17 protein-coding genes are annotated in these 18,348 nt (G+C 71.2%); 6 read left to right on the forward strand and 11 right to left on the reverse strand.

The annotated features are described in order from the left end of the window. Positions 1-1,842 (reverse strand): glucans biosynthesis glucosyltransferase MdoH (mdoH, locus tag QR78_RS08935; RefSeq protein ID WP_048427160.1); only part of this gene is annotated, 1,842 nt, incomplete at its 3' end. Between the two features lie 802 nt (positions 1,843-2,644). On the opposite strand from mdoH, the gene QR78_RS08940 reads away from it, so the two are divergent. After that, positions 2,645-3,196, forward strand: coding sequence for a hypothetical protein (locus QR78_RS08940; RefSeq protein WP_048427161.1), 552 nt, complete (start codon positions 2,645-2,647; stop codon positions 3,194-3,196). Next, positions 3,181-4,353, forward strand: a complete 1,173-nt coding sequence (locus QR78_RS08945; RefSeq protein ID WP_048427162.1) for a glycosyltransferase family 4 protein — start codon at positions 3,181-3,183, stop codon at positions 4,351-4,353. Before QR78_RS08940 ends, QR78_RS08945 begins: the two co-directional genes overlap by 16 nt. 183 nt (positions 4,354-4,536) lie before the next feature. On the opposite strand, the gene QR78_RS08950 is transcribed toward QR78_RS08945, so the two are convergent. The 4 genes from QR78_RS08950 to QR78_RS35965 form a co-directional block, all read right to left on the reverse strand. After that, on the reverse strand, positions 4,537-5,682 hold the full coding sequence (locus QR78_RS08950; RefSeq protein ID WP_048427163.1) for a M20/M25/M40 family metallo-hydrolase: 1,146 nt from the start codon (positions 5,680-5,682) through the stop codon (positions 4,537-4,539). Then, the gene (locus QR78_RS08955; protein WP_048427164.1) at positions 5,679-6,590 is read right to left on the reverse strand and encodes a polysaccharide deacetylase family protein; all 912 of its coding nucleotides are present in this window, start codon (positions 6,588-6,590) and stop codon (positions 5,679-5,681) included. Before QR78_RS08955 ends, QR78_RS08950 begins: the two co-directional genes overlap by 4 nt. 30 nt (positions 6,591-6,620) lie before the next feature. Beyond that, a complete protein-coding gene (locus QR78_RS08960) occupies positions 6,621-7,934 on the reverse strand; it encodes an MFS transporter (RefSeq protein WP_048427165.1) in 1,314 nt (437 codons plus the stop codon). 76 nt (positions 7,935-8,010) lie between these two features. Further along, a complete protein-coding gene (locus QR78_RS35965; RefSeq protein ID WP_244276562.1) occupies positions 8,011-8,175 on the reverse strand; it encodes a hypothetical protein in 165 nt (54 codons plus the stop codon). On the opposite strand from QR78_RS35965, the gene QR78_RS08965 reads away from it, so the two are divergent. Continuing rightward, positions 8,116-8,793: an IclR family transcriptional regulator gene (locus QR78_RS08965; protein ID WP_425284186.1), complete on the forward strand. Its 678-nt coding sequence runs from the start codon at positions 8,116-8,118 to the stop codon at positions 8,791-8,793. The genes QR78_RS35965 and QR78_RS08965 overlap by 60 nt on opposite strands. Before the next feature lie 3 nt (positions 8,794-8,796). Here QR78_RS08965 and araD read toward each other — a convergent pair whose 3' ends face one another. From araD to QR78_RS08985, 4 genes are all read right to left on the reverse strand, one after another. Beyond that, positions 8,797-10,593 (reverse strand): L-arabinonate dehydratase, encoded by a 1,797-nt coding sequence (araD, locus tag QR78_RS08970; protein ID WP_082172059.1) that lies wholly within the window; start codon positions 10,591-10,593, stop codon positions 8,797-8,799. A gap of 355 nt (positions 10,594-10,948) precedes the next feature. Further along, positions 10,949-11,812, reverse strand: coding sequence for an ABC transporter permease (locus tag QR78_RS08975; RefSeq protein WP_244276563.1), 864 nt, complete (start codon positions 11,810-11,812; stop codon positions 10,949-10,951). A gap of 30 nt (positions 11,813-11,842) precedes the next feature. After that, positions 11,843-12,607 carry an ABC transporter ATP-binding protein gene (locus QR78_RS08980; protein ID WP_048427167.1) on the reverse strand — a complete coding sequence of 255 codons (765 nt, stop codon included), beginning with the start codon at positions 12,605-12,607 and terminating at the stop codon, positions 11,843-11,845. Between the two features lie 29 nt (positions 12,608-12,636). Then, complete coding sequence (locus tag QR78_RS08985; RefSeq protein ID WP_048427168.1) at positions 12,637-13,656, reverse strand: ABC transporter substrate-binding protein; 1,020 nt, start codon at positions 13,654-13,656, stop codon at positions 12,637-12,639. A gap of 170 nt (positions 13,657-13,826) precedes the next feature. On the opposite strand from QR78_RS08985, the gene QR78_RS08990 reads away from it, so the two are divergent. Then, positions 13,827-14,522: a GntR family transcriptional regulator gene (locus QR78_RS08990; protein WP_048427169.1), complete on the forward strand. Its 696-nt coding sequence runs from the start codon at positions 13,827-13,829 to the stop codon at positions 14,520-14,522. Positions 14,523-14,721: 199 nt separating this feature from the next. On the opposite strand, the gene QR78_RS08995 is transcribed toward QR78_RS08990, so the two are convergent. Beyond that, a complete protein-coding gene (locus QR78_RS08995) occupies positions 14,722-15,177 on the reverse strand; it encodes an Rrf2 family transcriptional regulator (RefSeq protein WP_048427170.1) in 456 nt (151 codons plus the stop codon). Positions 15,178-15,263: 86 nt separating this feature from the next. On the opposite strand from QR78_RS08995, the gene QR78_RS09000 reads away from it, so the two are divergent. After that, the gene (locus tag QR78_RS09000; RefSeq protein ID WP_048427171.1) at positions 15,264-16,043 is read left to right on the forward strand and encodes a class I SAM-dependent methyltransferase; all 780 of its coding nucleotides are present in this window, start codon (positions 15,264-15,266) and stop codon (positions 16,041-16,043) included. 63 nt (positions 16,044-16,106) lie between these two features. Here QR78_RS09000 and QR78_RS09005 read toward each other — a convergent pair whose 3' ends face one another. Then, positions 16,107-16,577 (reverse strand): Lrp/AsnC family transcriptional regulator, encoded by a 471-nt coding sequence (locus QR78_RS09005; protein ID WP_244276564.1) that lies wholly within the window; start codon positions 16,575-16,577, stop codon positions 16,107-16,109. A gap of 147 nt (positions 16,578-16,724) precedes the next feature. On the opposite strand from QR78_RS09005, the gene QR78_RS09010 reads away from it, so the two are divergent. Then, positions 16,725-17,990: a D-amino acid dehydrogenase gene (locus QR78_RS09010; protein ID WP_048427173.1), complete on the forward strand. Its 1,266-nt coding sequence runs from the start codon at positions 16,725-16,727 to the stop codon at positions 17,988-17,990. Positions 17,991-18,348: the final 358 nt, after the last annotated feature.

Consider the following 18,348-nt stretch of genomic DNA (forward strand, 5'->3'; position numbering starts at 1 on the left):
GGCGGGGGCCGGGGGCGCCGTGCGGGCGGCGGCGAGGTCGCGCAGCTCCGGGGCCTGGGCGGTGTCGTCGACCGTGAGGAAGAGGCCGCGCCGGCGCGCCGCGTGGCCGTAATCGGCCCGGCTGGTCAGCACGCTGAGCGCCGGGCTGGCGAGGAGGCCGAGGGCGACCGGGGCCATCCAGAGGGCGAGCAGCGGGTCGCCGGCATAGACGAGCGCCGCCGCGAGCAACCCGCCGGCCACCAGGGAATCGGCCTGGAGGCGGCAGGCCTCGGACCACGGCACCCGGCGGTCGTCGCGGACCTGCGTGTCCCAGCGCACCACCCGGCCGGCGAAGGTCGACACCACGGCGCCGGCATTGAACAGGGTGAGGACCGGCCAGAGCAGCACCCAGAGCCCCTGCTCCAGGGCCGCGCTGGCGAGGAGCCGCTTCGTGCCCCCGAAGGCGGCGCGGCGCTCCGGCGACAGGAGGACGTGGCCGAGGCTGAGGAGCTTCGGCAGCGCCAGCACGGCGACGCTCAAGGCGGCCAGGACCGCGGCCGCACTGCCCTCGCCGGTGAGGCCGTAGGCGAGGAGCCCGAGATCGCCGCTGCGGATCGCCTGCCAGGTGCCCAGGGCCAGGAAGGCGACCCAGACCGGCGAGGCGAGATAGGACAGGATGCCGGCGCCGAGGTGCCAGCGGCTGCCGGCGGTGAGGCCCGCCATCCCGATCACGCCGAGATGCTGCAGGTTGCCCTGACACCAGCGCCGCTCGCGGCCGAGCAGGTCGGTGAGGTTGGTGGGCATCTCCTCCCAGGTCCCGGGCTCCTCCGGCAGGAGGCGCAGCTCCCAGCCGGCCCGGCGCAGGAACGCGCCCTCCACCGTGTCGTGACACAGGATCTCGCCGCCGAGCGGCGGGCGGCCGGGCAGCACCGGGAGTTCGGCATTGGCCGCGAAGGCGGCGATCCGCAGGATGGCGTTGTGGCCCCAGTAGCCGCCGTCCGGCCCCTGCCAGGTCTCGAGCGCCCGGATCGAGAGCGGTGCGTAGAGCCGCACGGCGAATTGCTGGATGCGGGCAAACAGCGTGTCGCGTCCGGCGGCGTAGCTGACGGTCTGGATCAGGCCGACGCGGGGGTTCTCCTCCATCAGCCGCACCAGCCGGCGCATCGCGGCGCCGGTCATGAGGCTGTCGGCGTCGAGCACGATCATGAAGTCGTAGGCGTGGCCGTAGGTCTCGCAGAACTCGCCGATATTGCCGGCCTTGCGCCCGGTATTGTCCTGGCGGCGGCGGTAGCGGATCGCCGGCAGGCCCGGCCCGGCAGTCTCGCGCCAGGCGAGGATGCGGGCGAGCTCGCGCTCCTCGGCCGCGGCGATCTCCGGGTCGCGGGTGTCGCTGAGGACGAAGATGTCGAGGTCGCGCCCGTCGCCGCCGGCGCGGGCGAGAGACCGGGCCATCACCCGGATCGCCGCGAAGACGGCCGCCGCATCCTCGGCGTGGATCGCCACCACGGCCGCGGTGCGGCTGCGCCCGCTCGCCTGCGGCGCGAGATCGGCGGCCTGCCGCTCCACCGCCGACATCACCCGGGCCCCGAGACCGGCCGCGATCGCCCCGTAGAGATACTGCCAGCCGATATAGGCTTGCCAGGCCATCGCCAGGCAGAACAGCACCAGCACCGCGGCCTCGAGCGGCCCGTCCGGTACGCCGATGCTGGCCGTCGCCGCCACCGCGAGGGCGAGCGCCGTCGCCACCGTCGGCAGGGCGAGGGCCAGGCGCCGCCGGCGCAGGGCGGCGGCCTCCTGCGGGGGAGCGGGATCCGCACCGGGCACGGCCGGCACGGTGTCGTGCGACGGGGGAACGAAGGACATGGAGGGCGCGTGAACTCGGGTGACGGGAACTCTCTGAGGACCGGCGCGGGAGGCGGCTCTCGATGCCGTGACTGCGCTATCCCGCTGGTTGTCATGGAGCAATCGGTCTGAATGACGCCAGAACGATGACACCTGTTCGCCGTGCCCACCCTCGACTGATACAGACCACTAGTATCTCCGGCGAGGCCGGCCCTGGAGGAGCGCGGCGGAGGTCGCACCTTATCCCTGTCACCGCCCGATCACCGGCGGAGCCGTGCCGCGGGCCCTCCTCGCCCGGAACGACCGGAAGCGGGTGCGTGACCCTCCGACAGCCCAGATCCACGGCGGTCGCGCCCGCCCCCGAGGACCTGTCGATCGGCGTCTGCGGCGAGGGGCTGTCTCGCAACGCCGGCGGGCCGTCGCACGAGGAGGTCGTCCGCCGGCCCTGCTCCGGTCCGGACGCGTCCCGGAGTCCGCTCGACGAGGAAGGCGGGCCCATCATGCCGGCGCCGACGCCGCTGCCCTGGCGCCGTGGTCTCGACCGCCGGGGGCGGCTCGCCAAGAGACGGAGCCCGTCCTTACAGCGCTCGGCCACCATAGCTCGACGCCACGCGCGAGACGCGTTTCGGTTCCCGGAAAATGCCTGCTTCCGCCGCATGGTGACGACAGGGCCATGCGTGGCCGTCATGACAAAGGATCCTGCGGTATCATTCGTTTAACCGCATTCGGGCGAAAAGGCCTTGTCGTCCCGAGCGGCCCCGCCATCTCCCACATAGCTACGCTCAGTATCAGCGATGCCCGTTCCCGGTTCAGGACGCCCGCTTTGAGAATCGCCCTCGTCAACCCGACCTGGAGCTTCGAGAGCAGCATCGGTTCCGGGCACCGCTCGCCCCACCGGCCCGTCGCGTCCGGCGGACCGGGCGCCGAGGTGGCGGTCTCGCGGATCCGCCCTCATTCCCGCACCTTTCGCGCCCAGACCGACATTCGGGACAGCGACCCGCGGCGTGCGCCGCCGGCCTTCTCCAGGGAGACCGATCGGTTGGGCGCGCAACGGGCGACACATCTCCGCTTCGTCGACGAGACCATGCCGCGGGGGGGCGCCGTCGCGTTCCGGGAGCGGACCCGGATCGACCCGCGGATGCCCGGCATGCCCGCGTGCGTCTCCGCCGCGGCCGGGGACGCGGCCCGGACCCACCGTGCGCGAACGCCCCTTGCCGGAACCTCCCCGGCCTGCCGCCCGCCGGGCGAGCCGGACGGCGAGGCCTGGGAGCGGGCGCACACCCATCATCCCGGTCAGTTCGACCGCTTCGGCGACATCCCGTCGGAGCGGCCGGCCCCGTTGCGCGAGTTGGAGGCGGCATGCTGCCCAGCCTGACGGTCCCGGTCGGACGTCCCCTCCCCCATCGGGGAGCGCCGGCGCTCCACCTGTTCATGACCGTCGATGCCGTCGGCGGAATCTGGCAGTACGGGCTCGACCTCGCCGAGGAGCTGACCCGCCGGGGCGTCGCCGTCACCCTGGCGGTGCTCGGCCCCGAGCCGAGCCAGGACCAGATGCGCGCCGCCCGCGCCATCCGCGGCCTCGATCTGCGTCCGCTGGGCGTCAGCCTCGACTGGACCGCGCTCACCCGCCGCGAGGTCGAGGCCGCCGCCGCCATCGTCGCCCGCGAGGCCGAGCGGGCGGGGGCCGATCTCATCCACCTCAACAGCCCGGCGCTGGCGGCGCTCGCCGAGTTCTGCGCGCCCGTGATCGCGGTGGCGCATTCCTGCGTGGCGACCTGGTGGGCGGCGATGCGCCCCGGCCCGCTGCCGCCGGATCTCGCCTGGCGGGCGAACCTCGTCGCGGAGGGCTACCGCCGGGTCGACGCGCTCTTGAGCCCCACCCGTGCCTTCGCGGAGGCGACCGCCGCGACCTACGGAATCGCTCCGCCGCGCGTGGTGCCGAACGGCCGGCGCAGGCCCGCCGACCGCGGCCAGCGCAGCCCGGCGGGGGCCGCCGCCTCGCCCTTCGCCTTCACGGCCGGCCGGCTCTGGGACGAGGGGAAGAACGCCCGTACCCTCGACCGGGCCGCCGCCCGGATGCGCCTGCCGCTCCTCGCCGCCGGTGACCTGAAGGGCCCGAACGCCGCGCAATTCGCGCCCGATCACCTGCGCCCCCTCGGGCGGCTCAGCGACCAGGACGTGGCGCGCTGGCTCGGCGGCGCCCCGATCTACGCCTCCGCCGCCCGCTACGAGCCCTTCGGCCTCGGCGTGCTGGAAGCCGCGAGCGCCGGCTGCGCCCTGGTGCTCTCCGACATCCCGACCTTCCGCGAAGTGTGGGACGAGGCCGCGATCTTCATCGCGCCCGACGACGATGCGGGCTTCGCCCACGCCATCGAGATGGTGGCGGCCGATCCCGCGATCCGGACGCGCCTCGGTGCCGAGGCGCGGTCGCGGGCCGAGACCTACACGGTCGAGGCGATGACGGCGGGCGTCCTCGAGGCCTATCGGGCCGTGCTCACCGGCCCGCCGCTGCGGGCCGGGATGCCGGCCTGAGGATCGTCGCCTTCACGTCGTCCCTCCGTTCGTGCCGAACCCGCGGCGACGCCCCCATCCCGCGTGGCTGCGCACGGTGGAGGAGGAGCCCGCGATGGTGGCGGAACGGATGAACGGCGTCCCGCAGACCTCGCCCCTTCCCGCTCTCCGGGGGGTCTTGGGCCGCGGGATCCGTGAACACGCTCAATTGCTTGTCGGAAGGTGTCCGACCCGCGCCAGCAGGTTCGCCATCAGGGCGATCCGCGGCCCCAGGCTCGCGAGGTCCAGGTGCTCGTCGTGCGCGTGGAGCCCCGCCCCGCAGGGCCCGAGCCCGTCGAGGGTCGGCCGGCCGAGGGCGCCGGTGAAGTTGCCGTCCGAGCCGCCGCCCGACACCTCCGGCGAGACCGCGATCCCGAGTTCCGCCGCGATGGCCTGCGCGGCCCCGTAGAGCGCCCGGTCGCCCGGCCCGGTGCGCCAGAGCGGGCGCTCGCTCGCGAGGTCGATCGCCAGGCGGTCGTCGGCCTCCCCGGCGACGATCCGCAGGATCTCGTCCCGCCGCGCGTCGTCGGCGGCCACGCACAGCATCTCGGCCGCGGCGCGCTCGGGCACGCAATTGACCCAGAGGCCGCCGCCGATCACCCCGACGCTGAGGCTCGCGCCCGGGACGCTGCGGCCCTCCAGCGCCACGACCGCGCGGGCGAGGCGATGGATCGCCGAACCGCCGCGGGCGGGGTCTCGGCCGGCATGGGCGGGACGGCCGGTCGCCGACAGCGCGAAGCGCAGGATGGCGTGGCGGCCGACGACGAGGCCGCCATTGTCGCGGGCGGGCTCGGGCACCAGGATGCAGGCGGCCGCCTTCGCCCGCGCCTCGATCAGCCCGCGGGAGCGCGGCGACCCGATCTCCTCGTCCGAGGTGATCAGGATCTCGACCGGCCGCGTGAGGTGCGGCCCGGCGCGGCGGAGCGCCTCCAGCGCCAGCACGATCCCTCCCTTCATATCGAGGATGCCGGGCCCGAAGGCGCGGTCGCCATCGATCCGCCACGGGTTGGCGGCGAGCTCGCCGACCGGATGGACGGTGTCGAGATGGCCGAGGATCAGGATCGGCGGACCGTCGAGCGTCCCGCCCCGGTCGTAGGTCGCCCGGACGGCGCCGGCCGCGGCGAGATCGGCGGTCTCGGGCGCCACCGCGAGGCCGTCGGCGGCGAGCTCGGCGCGCATCAGGGCGAGCCCGGCGGCGAGCGCGTCGGGGGCGTAGCTCGGCGTCTCGCACAGGACGAGGCGGCGCAAGCGGTCGAGGGCGGGGGCGAGGTCCGCCGGATCGGGGACGGGGATCACCGGGAGGGGATTCATGCCCGCAGCGCGGTGGCCGCGTGGGCGGCGATGTCGGCATGGGTGGCGAACCAGACGTCGCCCTTGGCCTTGGCGGCGCGAATCAGCTCCTCGACGATCCACAGCCGCGAGCGGTAGCCGATGATGTGCGGGTGCATGGTGAGCTGGAACAGCCCGCCCTCGCGGTAGGCGCCCTCGAACTCGCGCATGAAGATCGCCAGCACGTCCTCGGGCCCGATATGCGGGCGCAAGCCCTCGAACCGGCTCATCATGAAGTAGGGCGCGTCGTCCCGGATCCACTCGACCGGGACCTCGACGATGCCGGTCGGCGCGCCGTCCTCCATCAGCTCGTAGCAGGTGTCGTCGGCCATCAGGGAGGAATCGTAGAGGAGGCCCATCTCGCGGATGATCGCCAGCGTCGCGTCGGAATAGTCCCAGGACGGGGTGCGCAGGCCCACCGGGCGCGTCCCGGTGATCCTCTCGAGGGCGTCGGCGCTGCGCAGCATCAGGTCGCGCTCGGCCTCGGCCGGCAGGATCGAGTTCAGTTCGTGGATCCAGCCGTGGATGCCGATCTCGTGGCCGGCCGCCACCACGGCGCGCTGCTCGTCGGGGTAGAGCATCGCCACCACCGCCGGCACGTAGAAGCTCGCCGGCACATCGTGCGCGGCCAGCAGAGCCAGGATGCGCGGCATGCCCTGGCGGTGGCCGTACTGGCCCCAGGAGAGGCGCCCGAGGGACTTGCCGCCGTCGCGCAGCTCGTTCGTCTCGTGGTCGACGTCGAAGGAGAGCGCCACCGCGCACCGCTTGCCGTCGGGCCAGGCCGGCGCGAGGCTGCGCCCGGCCCGCACCTTGGCGACGCGCCGGCGCCAGTGATCCTCCGGCCATTGCCAGGGCTTGAGGGTGGACGGATCGACGGATGCGTCGGTCATCGGGGGCCTCCTCCGGTCAGGCAGCGGGGTTCAGGCGAGCCGGCTCTTGCCGGTCTCGGGCATGCGCGCGACGACGACGAGCGTGAGGAGCGCCATCGGGATCAGGTAGAGGGCGCCCGGCGCCAGCGGCGAGCCGGTCGCGGCGATGAGCCAGGTGGCGATGAAGGGCGCGAAGCCGCCGAACACCGCAACCGCCAGCGTGTAGCCGATCGACATCCAGGTCGAGCGCAGGTGGCTCGGGAACATCTCGGAGATCGCCGCCGGGCCGGGCCCGGAATAGAGGGCGACGATCAACCCGAACACGACCTGGATCGCCACCACCGTGAGGAAGCCCGCCCCCCCGGCGACGATCATGAACAGCGGGTAGGACAGCAGGACCGCCGCGACCGCGCTGGCGATCAGCAGCGGCTTGCGGCCGACCCGGTCCGAGAGGTGGCCGAAGACCGGCACCGCCAGCACCATCGCGACGAGGCCGATCGTGTTCGACCACAGGGCCTGCGAGGCGCTGAGGGCGCCGAACTTCTGGGTGAAGGTCGGCATGTAGGAGAGCAGCATGTAGTACGACACGGTCCAGAAGATCGTGAAGCCGAAGGCGCGCAGGCCGAGCCGCGGGCCGCTCTCCGCCGCGGACGGGGCCGGCGCGGCATCCTTGCGCGCCACCTGATCCTCGAAGACCGGCGTCTCGTCGACGCTGCGGCGGATCAGGATGCCGACGACGAGGAGCGAGGCGCCGAGGAGGAACGGGATCCGCCAGCCCCAGGCCAGCATCGCCTCCGGGGTCAGGAGCGAGGTGAGGAGGGCGGCGACGCCCGAGCCGAGGAGGATGCCGGACGCGGTGCTGACCTGCTGGAACGAGCCGAACAGGCCGCGCCGGCCCTCCGGCGCCCACTCGATGATGAAGGCGGTCGAGGCGCCCCATTCGCCGCCCGCCGCGATGCCTTGGAGGATGCGCAGGGCGACGAGCAGGACCGGGGCCGCGATCCCGATCTGGGCATAGGTCGGCAGCAGGCCCAGCCCGATCGTGCCGAGCGCCATCATCAGGAGCGTGAGGACGAGCGCGACCTTGCGCCCGCGCCGGTCGCCGAGCCGGCCGATCACCGCACCGCCGAAGGGGCGGGCCAGGAAGCCGACGCCGTAGGCCGCGAAGGTCGCGAGCAGCGAGGCGGTGGGGTCGCTCGACGGGAAGAACGCCGCCGAGATCGCCCCGGCCAGGAAGGCGTAGACCCCGAAATCGTACCATTCGAGCATGTTGCCGATGCAGGCGGCGGCGATCGCCCGCCGCGCCCGGGGATCGATGCCCGAGCGGGCCCGCCCCGCCTCCTCCGTCGCGACCGTGCCGTGCATCCCGTTCCCCACGCCTTCGTATTGCCATGCAATACGCTGCATTGCATCTTATGCTGGTTCAAGGGACGCTACGATGTCAACGGATGCCAGCAGCGAAACCGCGCGAAGCCGATTGTTTGTTCATTCCGTCGAAAAATGCTTCAGTGTCCTGGAAGCATTCCACGGTGTCCGCAGCCTGTCCTTGCAGGAGATCGGCGAACGCAGCGGTCACGACAAGAGTACGTGCCAGCGCATGGCGCATACCCTGGCGCAGCTCGGCTATCTCGACCAATGTGCGACGACCCGGCGCTACGCCCTGGCGGACCGGGTGCTGGACCTGAGCTACGCCTTCCTGCGCCATCATCCGCTGATCGAGCGGGCGACCCCGATCCTGATGGATCTGCGCCGGTCCTGCGACGCGCGGGTGGATCTCAGCCTGTTCTCGCAAGCGTCGCTGGTCTACGCGCTGCGGCTGCAGGCGAGGGCCGAGCATTACTACACCAACCTGGTCGGCCGCCGGATCCCGCTGTTCTGCAGTGCCGGCGGGCGCGCGGTGCTGGCTACCCTAACGGAACCGGAGGCCCGCGCCCTGGTGACGGTGGAGGACCGCCGGCCGCTGACCCGCTTCACCCGGACCGGGATCGAGGACGTGATGACGGCGGTGGCGGAGGCACGGCGCGACGGCTACGCGGTCGCCGCCCACGAGGTGATCGAGGACGAGATCGTGATCGCGGTGGCGCTGACCGACGCGGCGCGGCGCCCGTTCGGCGCCCTGCACGTCGCCGGCGAGGCCGGACGCTGGGGCGGCCCGGACGAGATCGCCCGGATCCTGCCGGGGCTGATGCGCGCCGCCGCGCTGGTCAGTGGCGCACCGGCGTGATCGTCAGTAGATCGCCGGCTCCGGCACCGGGGCGCCGTACTCGGTGCGCAGGAAGTCGAAGTCGCAGCCCTCGTCCGCCTGCTGGATGTGGCGCGAGAACATCACGCCGTAGCCGCGCTCGTAGCGGGGTGCCGGCGGGGTCCAGGCGGCGCGGCGCTGCGCCAGCTCCTCGTCCGACACTTCCATGTGGATCGAGCGCGCCTCGACGTCGATGCTGACGATGTCGCCGGTGCGCAGGAGCGCCAGGGGCCCGCCGATGAAGGATTCCGGCGCGACGTGGAGCACGCAGGCGCCGTAGCTGGTGCCGCTCATCCGCGCATCCGACAGGCGCAGCATGTCGCGGTGGCCTTCTTTCAAAAGCTTCTTCGGCATCGGCAGCATGCCCCATTCGGGCATGCCCGGCCCGCCCTGCGGCCCGGCATTGCGCAGGACGAGCACGTGGTCGGCGGTCACGTCGAGGGTCTCGTCGTCGATCGCCGCCTTGAGGGACGGGTAATCGTCGAAGACGAGGGCCGGGCCGGAATGCTTGAGGAAGCGCTGGTCCATCGCCGCCGGCTTGATGACGCAGCCGCTCGGCGCGAGGTTGCCCTTCAGCACCGCCAGCGACCCCTGGCCATAGACCGGGTTCGAGAGCGGCCGGATCACGTCGGCATTGTGGACCCGCGCGCCCTCGATGGTCTCGCCCAGCGTCCGGCCGCTCACCGTCAGGCAGTCGAGGTGGAGGTGATCGCGGATCTCGTTCATCAGCGCCCGGATGCCGCCGGCGTAAAAAAAGTCCTCCATCAGGTAGGTGTTGCCGCTCGGGCGGACGTTGCCGATCACCGGCACGATGCGGCTGTAGCGCTCGAAATCGTCGAGGCCGATGGCGTGGCCGGCCCGGCGCGCCATGGCGATCAGGTGGATGATCGCGTTGGTCGAGCAGCCCATCGCCATCGCGACCGCGATGGCGTTCTCGTAGGCCTCCCGGGTCTGGATCCGCTGCGGGGTCAGGTCCTCCCACACCATGTCGACGATGCGCCGGCCGGATTCCGAGGAGAGGCGGATATGGCCGGCATCCGCCGCCGGGATCGACGAGCCGCCGGGCAGCACCATGCCGACGGCTTCCGCGATCGCCGTCATGGTCGAGGCGGTGCCCATGGTCATGCAGGTGCCGTAGGAGCGGGCGATGCCGCCCTCGATCCCGAGCCAGTCCTGGTCGGTGATCCTGCCGGCGCGGAGTTCGTCCCAATACTTCCAGCTGTCGGAGCCGGAGCCCAGCACCTTGCCCTGCCAGTTGCCGCGCAGCATGGGGCCTGCCGGGATGTAGATCGCCGGCAGGTTCATGCTGGTGGCGCCGAGCAGCAGGCCCGGGGTGGACTTGTCGCAGCCGCCCATCAGCACCGCGCCGTCGACCGGGTGGGAGCGCAGCAGCTCCTCGGTCTCCATCGCTAGCATGTTGCGGTAGAGCATGGTGGTCGGCTTGACGAAGCTCTCGGAGACCGAGATCGCCGGCAGCTCCACCGGGAAGCCCCCCGCCATCAGGATCCCGCGCTTCACGTCGTCGACGCGATGCTTGAAGTGGGCGTGGCAGGGCTGGAGGTCGGACCAGGTGTTGAGGATCGCGATGACCGGCTTGCCGGTCCATTCCTCGGGGGCGTAGCCCATCTGCATCGCCCGCGAGCGGTGCCCGAAGGAGCGCAGGTCCGCCGGGCCGAACCAGCGGGCGGAGCGCAGGGACGAGGGCTCGCGGCGCTTCACCTGCGGGCCGTCCGGGATGGTGCCGGGTTCGAGGTCGGGCGGGGGGAGCGGATCGCGGGCCATTTTTTCCAGGCTCCTGTTGGTGTCGTTCGTTCGATGAATCGCGACGCCCATCCCCTCCCCCCTCTGCGGGGATCTGCCCGGAGATAAAGAAGGGGCGCGGGTTTCTCCTCTCCCCGCGGGCGGGGAGAGGGCCGTGTCACCGTCCAGGTGATACGGCAAGCGGAGGCGCAGCCGGAGCGAGGGTGAGGGGGTGTTTCCGGAGGAGCCTCACTCGTCGAGACCCCCTCACCCTCGCCCTGTGGGCTCGCCGCTCCCCCTGAACGGGGGATCGGCCCTCTCCCCGCCCGCGGGGAGAGGGGAAGCCCGCGCCTCATTTTTTCAGACACTCCTGCCTATGCGGGGAAGGATCGGGGTGTCAGTGCTGCAAGCCCCATTTCTGCACCGTCCGCCGCTCCAGCGTGCGGAAGATCAGGTTCTCGACCACGAGGCCGATGATGATCACGGTCAGCAGTCCCGCGAACACCGCCGGGATGTCGAGGAGGTTGCGGTTCTCGAAGATGAACCAGCCGAGGCCGCCGGCTCCCGACGACACGCCGAAGACCAGCTCCGCCGCGATGAGCGTGCGCCAGGCGAAGGCCCAGCCGATCTTGAGGCCCGTGAGAATGCTCGGGAACGCCGCCGGGATCAGGATCTTGGTGACGTAGGGCAGGCCCTTGAGGCCGTAATTGCGCCCGACCATCCGGAGCGTGTTCGAGACGCCGCGAAAGCCCGAATGGGTGTTGAGCGCCACCGCCCACAGCACCGAATGGACCAGCACGAAGACCAGGCTGCCGTTGCCGAGGCCGAACCAGATCAGCGCCAGCGGCAGGAGCGCGATCGCCGGCAGGGGATTGAACATCGCCGTCATCGTCTCGAGGAAGTCGGTGCCGATGCGGGTCGAGATCGCCAGCATGGTCAGCGTCGCGGCGAGAAGGATGCCGGCGACGTAGCCCATCAGCAGCACCTTGATCGAGGTGAGCGCCCGGTTCGGGATCGTGCCGTCGAGGGTCTGCTGCCACAGCGTCGTGACGGTGTCGGAGAAGGTCGGAAAGAGCAGCGGGTTGTCGAGGAAGCGGGCATAGGCCTCCCAGACCAGTGCCAGCACGACGATGATCACCGTCTTGCGGACGAAGCCGCTGTTCCACAGGATCTCGGCGGTGCCGAGCTGGCGCTCGACCGCGCCGTCGGCGGCGGGCGCCGCCTCGCTCAGGATGATGCGGGCCGGCATGGTGGCGGTCATGGGGGGCCTCCTCTCGGGCGCGACGCGCGGTCAGTGATGGGCGGGCTCGTCGGCGAACAGCAGGTCGTGGATCTGCTGCTCGAGCTGGCCGGCGCTGCCGTCCTGGGCCGAGACCTTGTCGACGTCGCGCACCTCGGCCTTGACCCGGCCCGGATGGGGCGAGAGCAGGAGGATGCGGTTGCCGATCTTGATCGCCTCGGCGATCGAGTGGGTGACGAAGAGCACCGTGAACTTCGTCTCCTCCCAGAGCTGCAGGAGTTCGTCCTGGCAGGTGCGCCGGGTGAGCGCGTCGAGGGCCGCGAAGGGCTCGTCCATCAGCAGGATGTCGGGCTCCATCGCCATGCCGCGGGCGATCGCCACGCGCTGCTTCATGCCGCCCGAGAGGGTGTGGGGATAGCTGTCGATGGCCCGCGTGAGGCCGACCTTCTCGATATAGGCCCGCGCCCGCTCCTCCGCCGCGCGGCGGGACATTTTTCGCGCGTTGAGGAGCGGGAAGGTGACGTTCTCGAGCACCGTCTTCCAGGGCAGGAGCTGGTCGAACTCCTGAAAAACCATCATCCGGTCGGCGCCGGGCTCCTTGACCACCCGGTCCTTGATGCGGATCTCGCCCTCGCTCGGATGCAGGTAGCCGCCCACCGCCTTGAGCAGGGTGGACTTGCCGCAGCCCGACGGCCCGAGCAGCACGAAGCGGTCCGAGGTCTCGACCTGGAAGCTGACGCGCTCGGTCGCGGTGACCAGCACGTTGGGGGTCTTGTAGCGGAGCGTGACGCCGCGGACGTCGAGGAGCGCGGTCATGGTGTCGTGTCCTCTCGAACCGGAAGGGCTCAGCTGCCGCTGAGGTCGTGGGCGACCGGCAGGTAGTAGTCGGTCCAGGCCTTGGGCTTGGTCCGCAGGGTGCCGATGCGGGACAGGTGCTCGGCAAAGCGCATCGTGCCCTGGGGCTGGAGGTTGAACTCCATCATGCCGGGCTCGGCCAAGTAGCTCAGCAGATCCTCGGCGCTGGTCTTGTCGCCGGTCACCTCGCGGTAGATCTCGACCGCCTTGGCGGGATCCTGGCGGATGAAGGCTTGCGCCTCCTCGGAGGCCGCCCGCACCGCCTGGACGATCTTGGGGTTGGCGTCCGCGAACTTGGTGGTGGTGAAGAATTGGCCTTGCGTCAGCGGCCCGCCGATGATGTCGGGCGAGCGCGCCACGATGTGGGCGCCGGGCACGGTGCGCAATTCGACGTACTGGAACGGCGGCGCCGCGAAGTGGGTCTTGATCTCGTGGGTCAGGTTAGCGAGCGCGATCGCCGCGTCGGGATGGCCGAGCTGCACCGTGCTGGCGTCGAGCCGGCCGGACTGGTCGGCACCCCAGATCTCGCCCGCCGCCATCTGCAGCAGGATCGCCTGCGTCGAGACCTTCACGGTCGGCACCGCGACCTTGTCGCCGGGGCCGATGTCCTTGATCGTCCTGATCTTCGGGTCGCGGCTGACGAGCAGGAGCGGCAGCGCCGAGGTGGCGACGATGCCCTTCACCCCGCCCCGCGTCCGGTCCCAGAGCAGCAGCAGGTTGCCGGTGCCGGTATTGACGATGTCGACGTTGCCGGCGAGCAGGGCATCGGTCTGGCTGCCGCCGCCCGTGAAGGTGAGCCACTTCGTCGTCACGCCCGGCACGCCCAGCCGCGCGGCGTGCTTCTCGATCAGCCCCTGCTTCTCGATGATGTGGGTCGGCAGGTAGATGATCCCGGGCTGGCGGGTGATCGCGATCTCGCTCTTCTGCTGGGCGTAGCCCGAACCGGAGGCGAGCAGGCCGACGGCGAGCAGCCCCGCCGCGAAGGCGCGGCGCGCGGGCGAGTGGACCATGAGCGTTCTCCCGAGGCCGCCTCTTCGCGGCGCGTGCCGGCTTGTTGTCGATCGCCGGCCTAACCCTCACTAAAATGGTAATGCATTAGTATGTCAACCCGACGCGTGCCGTGCTAAGGTTCCGCAGGGGCGGCTCCGGCGGCCTCGCGTCTTCACTGGTTCCGACCGTCATGAATGCCGTCTTCGCCGGCGCACAGCGCCTCCGCGACCGCTCGCGCCACGCCGCTCCCCAGGTCTTCGAGCTGATCCGGGACAAGATCGTCTCGCTCGATCTCGCCCCCGGCACGGTGCTGTCGCGCCCCGAATTGCAGGCGAGCTTCGGGTTGAGCGCCACCCCGATCCGCGACGCGCTCCTGCGGCTCCAGGAAGAGGGCCTGGTCGACATCTTCCCGCAATCGTCGACGGTGGTGAGCCGCATCGATCTCGCGGCCGCCCGCCAGGCGCAGTTCCTGCGCCGCGCCGTCGAGCAGGAGGTCTTGCGCACCCTGGCGCTCGCGCCCGATCAGGCGCTGGTCGTGCGGCTCCAGGCCTTCGTGGCCGAGCAGGCGCTCTTTGCCGAGGCGGGCGATTTCGCGCGGCTCTCGGCCAGCGACGAGGCCTTCCACCGCGCCCTGTGCGAGGCCGCGTCCGTCCCCGACCTGTGGGACCTGATCCGCCGCCGCAGCGGCCATATCGACCGCCTGCGCCGCCTGCACCTGCCGGTGGAGGGCAAGGCGCAGCAGATCGTGGCAGACCACCGGCGCATCGTGGCGGCGCTCAGTGACGGTGCGCCCGAGGCGGCGCAGGAGGCGTTGCGCGATCACCTGTCGAAGTCGATCGCGCTCGGCGACGAGATCCGGGCGCGGTGGCCGGCCTATTTCGCCTGACCCACGCGCGCGCTTGTGCAGGGGCCTGTGCAGGGCAAGTGCCGCGACGCGGAACGCGCTTCCGGCTCTCCGTCCGCCAGGATCGATACTCGAGCGGCGCGGCCACGAGCGGGACAGTCGAGGGCGGGACGCCGGCTTTGCCGGTGCCGCCACGACCGGGCGGTCCAGGATCGACCCGATGCCGCCGCCGATGGGCGCGTCACCCGCAGGTGTGAGCAGTCGTCGACGCGCGCGCGCGAAGCCGCGCATCGAAGCTTCGGGCCAGTTCGGCGAGGCTGATCGCCCCCAGCCGCGCGATCAGCAGCGCCTCGGCCTCGCGCAGCGTGCCCTCCACCGCCTCGTTGACCACCTTCTCGACGGCGCAATCGGGGTTCGGATGATCGCTGCCGATCGCAAAGATCCGCGGGCCGCCAACCGCGTGATGCACGTCGAGAAGCGACACGTCCGCCAGGTTCGCGGCGATGGTCCATCCGCCGCCGTGTCCCTTCTCCGATGTCACGTAGCCCGCCTCTCGGAGCCCCGCCATCGTCCGGCGGACGACGACGGGATTCGTTCCCAGCATCCGCCCGATCGCCTCGGACGTCATCGGCCCGTCGTGGCGTGCCATGTGAAGGAGAACGTGGAGCGTTCGTGAGAGACGGCTGTCGGTGCGCACCCGGCGATCCTCCACGCCCCGGCCGAGATTGGCAAGCGCCGGCTCTTACGATACTTATGAAGTTACATGATATCGGAGGCCAGGTGATGCGAGAGCTCGAAAACCCCGGTCGGTGGGACAAGGTCGCCCAGCACTACGAGACGACGGCCCATCCGTTCACGGCGCGCTTCGCCGAGGCGGCGCTGGCGACCGTGCCGCTGACGCCAGACAGCCGGGTCCTCGACGTCGCGACGGGGACGGGGGCGCTCGCGCATGCGGCGGCGCGGACGGGTGCACAGGTGACCGCCATCGATTTCTCGCCCGGCATGGTCGCCCGCGTGGCAGCGGCAGGGCGGCCCAACGTCGATGCGAGGGTCATGGACGGACAGGCCCTCGCCTTGCCCGACGCCGGCTTCGATGCCGTGTTCTCGATTTTCGGCGTGATCCTGTTCCCCGACTGGCGCAAGGGGCTGGCCGAGATGGCACGGGTGACACGCCCCGGCGGCGACGGGGTTGTCGCGACGTGGCAGGAGCAGGGTGCTTCGACGTTCCTGCTGCTCGGCCAGATCCGCCGGACGCTGTTCCCCGAGCGCGAGAACGCGGCCATGCCCGCAGGGGTGGTGGCCCTGGGCGATCCGGACCGGCTGGCGCGCGCAATGATCGCGGCCGGCTATCGCGCGCCGCGCATTCACGATGTGACCTTCGACTATCACCTCGACGTCGCGACTCTGGACGATCCCGAGACCGTCTTCGGCATGTCGCCCGACTGGATCGACCTGAGCGACGGGGAGAAGGCGGCCGTCATCGCCGAAGCGCGGCGCATGGCCGGCGACCGGGCCGTCCTGCCGATCCCGTCGACGGCGCTGATCGGTGTCGCGAAACGCTGAGGCGCAGGCCTTCCCGAATGGACCCCGGTGCTCCCGGCACCCGGGACCGGGCGGGCTGGACGGCTAACCCCGCCCCACCACCGTCCGGATCGCGAAGCTCGACTGGATCCGCGCCACGCCGGGAAGGCGCGACAGCACCTCCTTGTGCAGGCGCTCGTAATCGCCGGCATCCGCGACTTCGATCCGCATCAGGTAATCGGACAGGCCGGTCATCAGGTAGCAGTCGCGCACCTCCGGGCAGCGGCGCACCGCGGCCTCGAAGCGGTTGAGCGATTCCTCGGTCTGCCGCTCCAGGGTGATCTGGGTCAGCACCACCATGTGATGCTCGTGCTCGTCGGCCTCGATCAGGGCGGTGTAGCCGCGGATGGTGCCGTTCGATTCCAGCAGCCGCAGGCGGCGCAGGCAGGCCGAAGGCGACAGGCCGACCTTGGCGGCGAGATCCGCGTTGCTGATGCGCCCGTCGTCGCGCAGGACGCGCAGGATGCGCGCGTCGATCTCGTCCCGTCCCGCCACCGCGCAAGATCCTGTCGTCAAGCCGCAGATCGTTGCGCTATGTAGCACAGTCTCGCAGACCCTGCGACGATCCGGCGGGACATTCGACGATCCTTGCGCGACACTGACCTCCTCGACCGGGCGCCGGGTCGGGCAGAGGCAAGTCGGGCGCGACAGGGATTTTCGGCGATGCGCGTTCTGATCCTCGGCGGCGGCGTGGTCGGCGTCACCTCGGCCTACTACCTCGCCAAGGCCGGCCACCAGGTCACGGTGCTCGATCGCCAGCCGGGTGCGGGCCTCGAGACCAGCTTCGCCAATGCCGGCCAGGTTTCCCCCGGCTATTCGGCGCCCTGGGCCGCCCCGGGCATCCCCGTCAAGGCGATGAAGTGGCTGATGATGCGCCACCGGCCGCTGGTGCTGTGGCCGAGCCTGGAGCCCAAGCTCTACGGCTGGCTCGCGCGTATGCTGGCGAACTGCACCGAGGACGCCTACCGCCGCAACAAGGGCCGGATGGTGCGGCTCGCCGAGTATAGCCGCGACGTGCTGCGCGACCTGCGCACCGAGACCGGCATCACCTACGATCACCGCGAGAAGGGCACGCTCCAGCTCTTCCGCACCCAGAAGCAGCTCGACCATGTCGGCGACGATACCGGCGTGCTCGACGAGTACGGCGTGCCCTACGAGGTGCTGGACCCGGCGGGCTGCATCGCGGCCGAGCCGGCGCTGGCCCGGGTCGGCGGCAGCTTCGTCGGCGGCCTGCGCCTGCCGGGCGACGAGACCGGCGACGCGCATCTCTTCACCCAGCGCCTCGCGGCGATCTGCGAGAGCATGGGCGTCACCATCCGCTACGGCGCGACGATCACCAGCCTTCGCCAGGAAGGCGGCCGGATCGCCGGCGTGGGCCTCGCCGGCGGCGAGGTGCTGACGGCGGACCGGTACGTCGCCGCCATGGGCAGCTACACCCCGATGATGCTCAAGCCGCTCGGCATCGAGATTCCGGTCTATCCGGTGAAGGGCTATTCCCTGACCCTGCCGGTCACCAATGCCGAGGCCGCCCCGGTCTCGACCGTGATGGACGAGACCTTCAAGGTGGCGATCACCCGGCTCGGCGACCGCATCCGCGTCGGCGGCACGGCGGAGCTCGCCGGCTTCAGCCAGGCCCTGCGCGGCCCGCGCCGGGCGACCCTGGAGCGCTCGGTCCTCGACCTCTTCCCGCAGGGCGGCGACGTCTCGCAGGCGAAGTTCTGGACGGGCCTGCGCCCGATGACCCCGGACGGCACCCCGATCGTCGGCGCCACGGCCTACGACAACCTCTTCACCAATACCGGCCACGGCACGCTGGGCTGGACCATGGCCTGCGGCTCGGGCCGGCTGCTCGCCGACCTGATCGGCGGCCGGGCGCCGGAGATCGACCACCAGGATCTGGCGGAATCGCGCTACGCCAGGGCGGCGTGAGGGGCTTCACTCTCCTCGACGGTTCCTGAATAGAAAATCGCGATCCAGGGTGGTATTTGCCACCCTGGATCGCGAAACAGTTTCATTCGCTAGGGACCGCGAAGCCGGTGAACAACGGATACCCTCCGGGTTGTCCCGGGGCCGCGAAGCGGAGCCCGGGATCCGTATCACTGCCGCGACCTCGACTTGAACGCATCCCACGACGGCAAGTCGTCCTCTCCAACCAAGAACCTCATCCTGAGGTGTTGGCCGATTGAAAATCGGCTGACCTCGAAGGAGGGCTCCAGAAGTCTCAGTGATGTCTGGAGCCCTCCCTCGAGGCTCAGCGATCTTCGATCGCCCGCACCTCAGGATGAGG

Origin of the sequence: Methylobacterium indicum (assembly GCF_001043895.1) — a bacterium.
Lineage (GTDB): Bacteria > Pseudomonadota > Alphaproteobacteria > Rhizobiales > Beijerinckiaceae > Methylobacterium > Methylobacterium indicum.

Coding starts and splice junctions, on each gene's coding strand:
- QR78_RS08945 (WP_048427162.1), top strand. CDS start 3,181: ATGCTGCCCAGCCTGACGGTCCCGGTCGGACGTCCCCTCCCCCATCGG.
- QR78_RS08975 (WP_244276563.1), bottom strand. CDS start 11,812: ATGACCGCCACCATGCCGGCCCGCATCATCCTGAGCGAGGCGGCGCCC.
- QR78_RS08950 (WP_048427163.1), bottom strand. CDS start 5,682: ATGAATCCCCTCCCGGTGATCCCCGTCCCCGATCCGGCGGACCTCGCC.
- QR78_RS08960 (WP_048427165.1), bottom strand. CDS start 7,934: ATGCACGGCACGGTCGCGACGGAGGAGGCGGGGCGGGCCCGCTCGGGC.
- QR78_RS08990 (WP_048427169.1), top strand. CDS start 13,827: ATGAATGCCGTCTTCGCCGGCGCACAGCGCCTCCGCGACCGCTCGCGC.
- QR78_RS09010 (WP_048427173.1), top strand. CDS start 16,725: ATGCGCGTTCTGATCCTCGGCGGCGGCGTGGTCGGCGTCACCTCGGCC.
- QR78_RS08980 (WP_048427167.1), bottom strand. CDS start 12,607: ATGACCGCGCTCCTCGACGTCCGCGGCGTCACGCTCCGCTACAAGACC.
- QR78_RS35965 (WP_244276562.1), bottom strand. CDS start 8,175: ATGCGCCATGCGCTGGCACGTACTCTTGTCGTGACCGCTGCGTTCGCC.
- QR78_RS09000 (WP_048427171.1), top strand. CDS start 15,264: ATGCGAGAGCTCGAAAACCCCGGTCGGTGGGACAAGGTCGCCCAGCAC.
- QR78_RS08985 (WP_048427168.1), bottom strand. CDS start 13,656: ATGGTCCACTCGCCCGCGCGCCGCGCCTTCGCGGCGGGGCTGCTCGCC.
- araD (WP_082172059.1), bottom strand. CDS start 10,593: ATGGCCCGCGATCCGCTCCCCCCGCCCGACCTCGAACCCGGCACCATC.
- QR78_RS08955 (WP_048427164.1), bottom strand. CDS start 6,590: ATGACCGACGCATCCGTCGATCCGTCCACCCTCAAGCCCTGGCAATGG.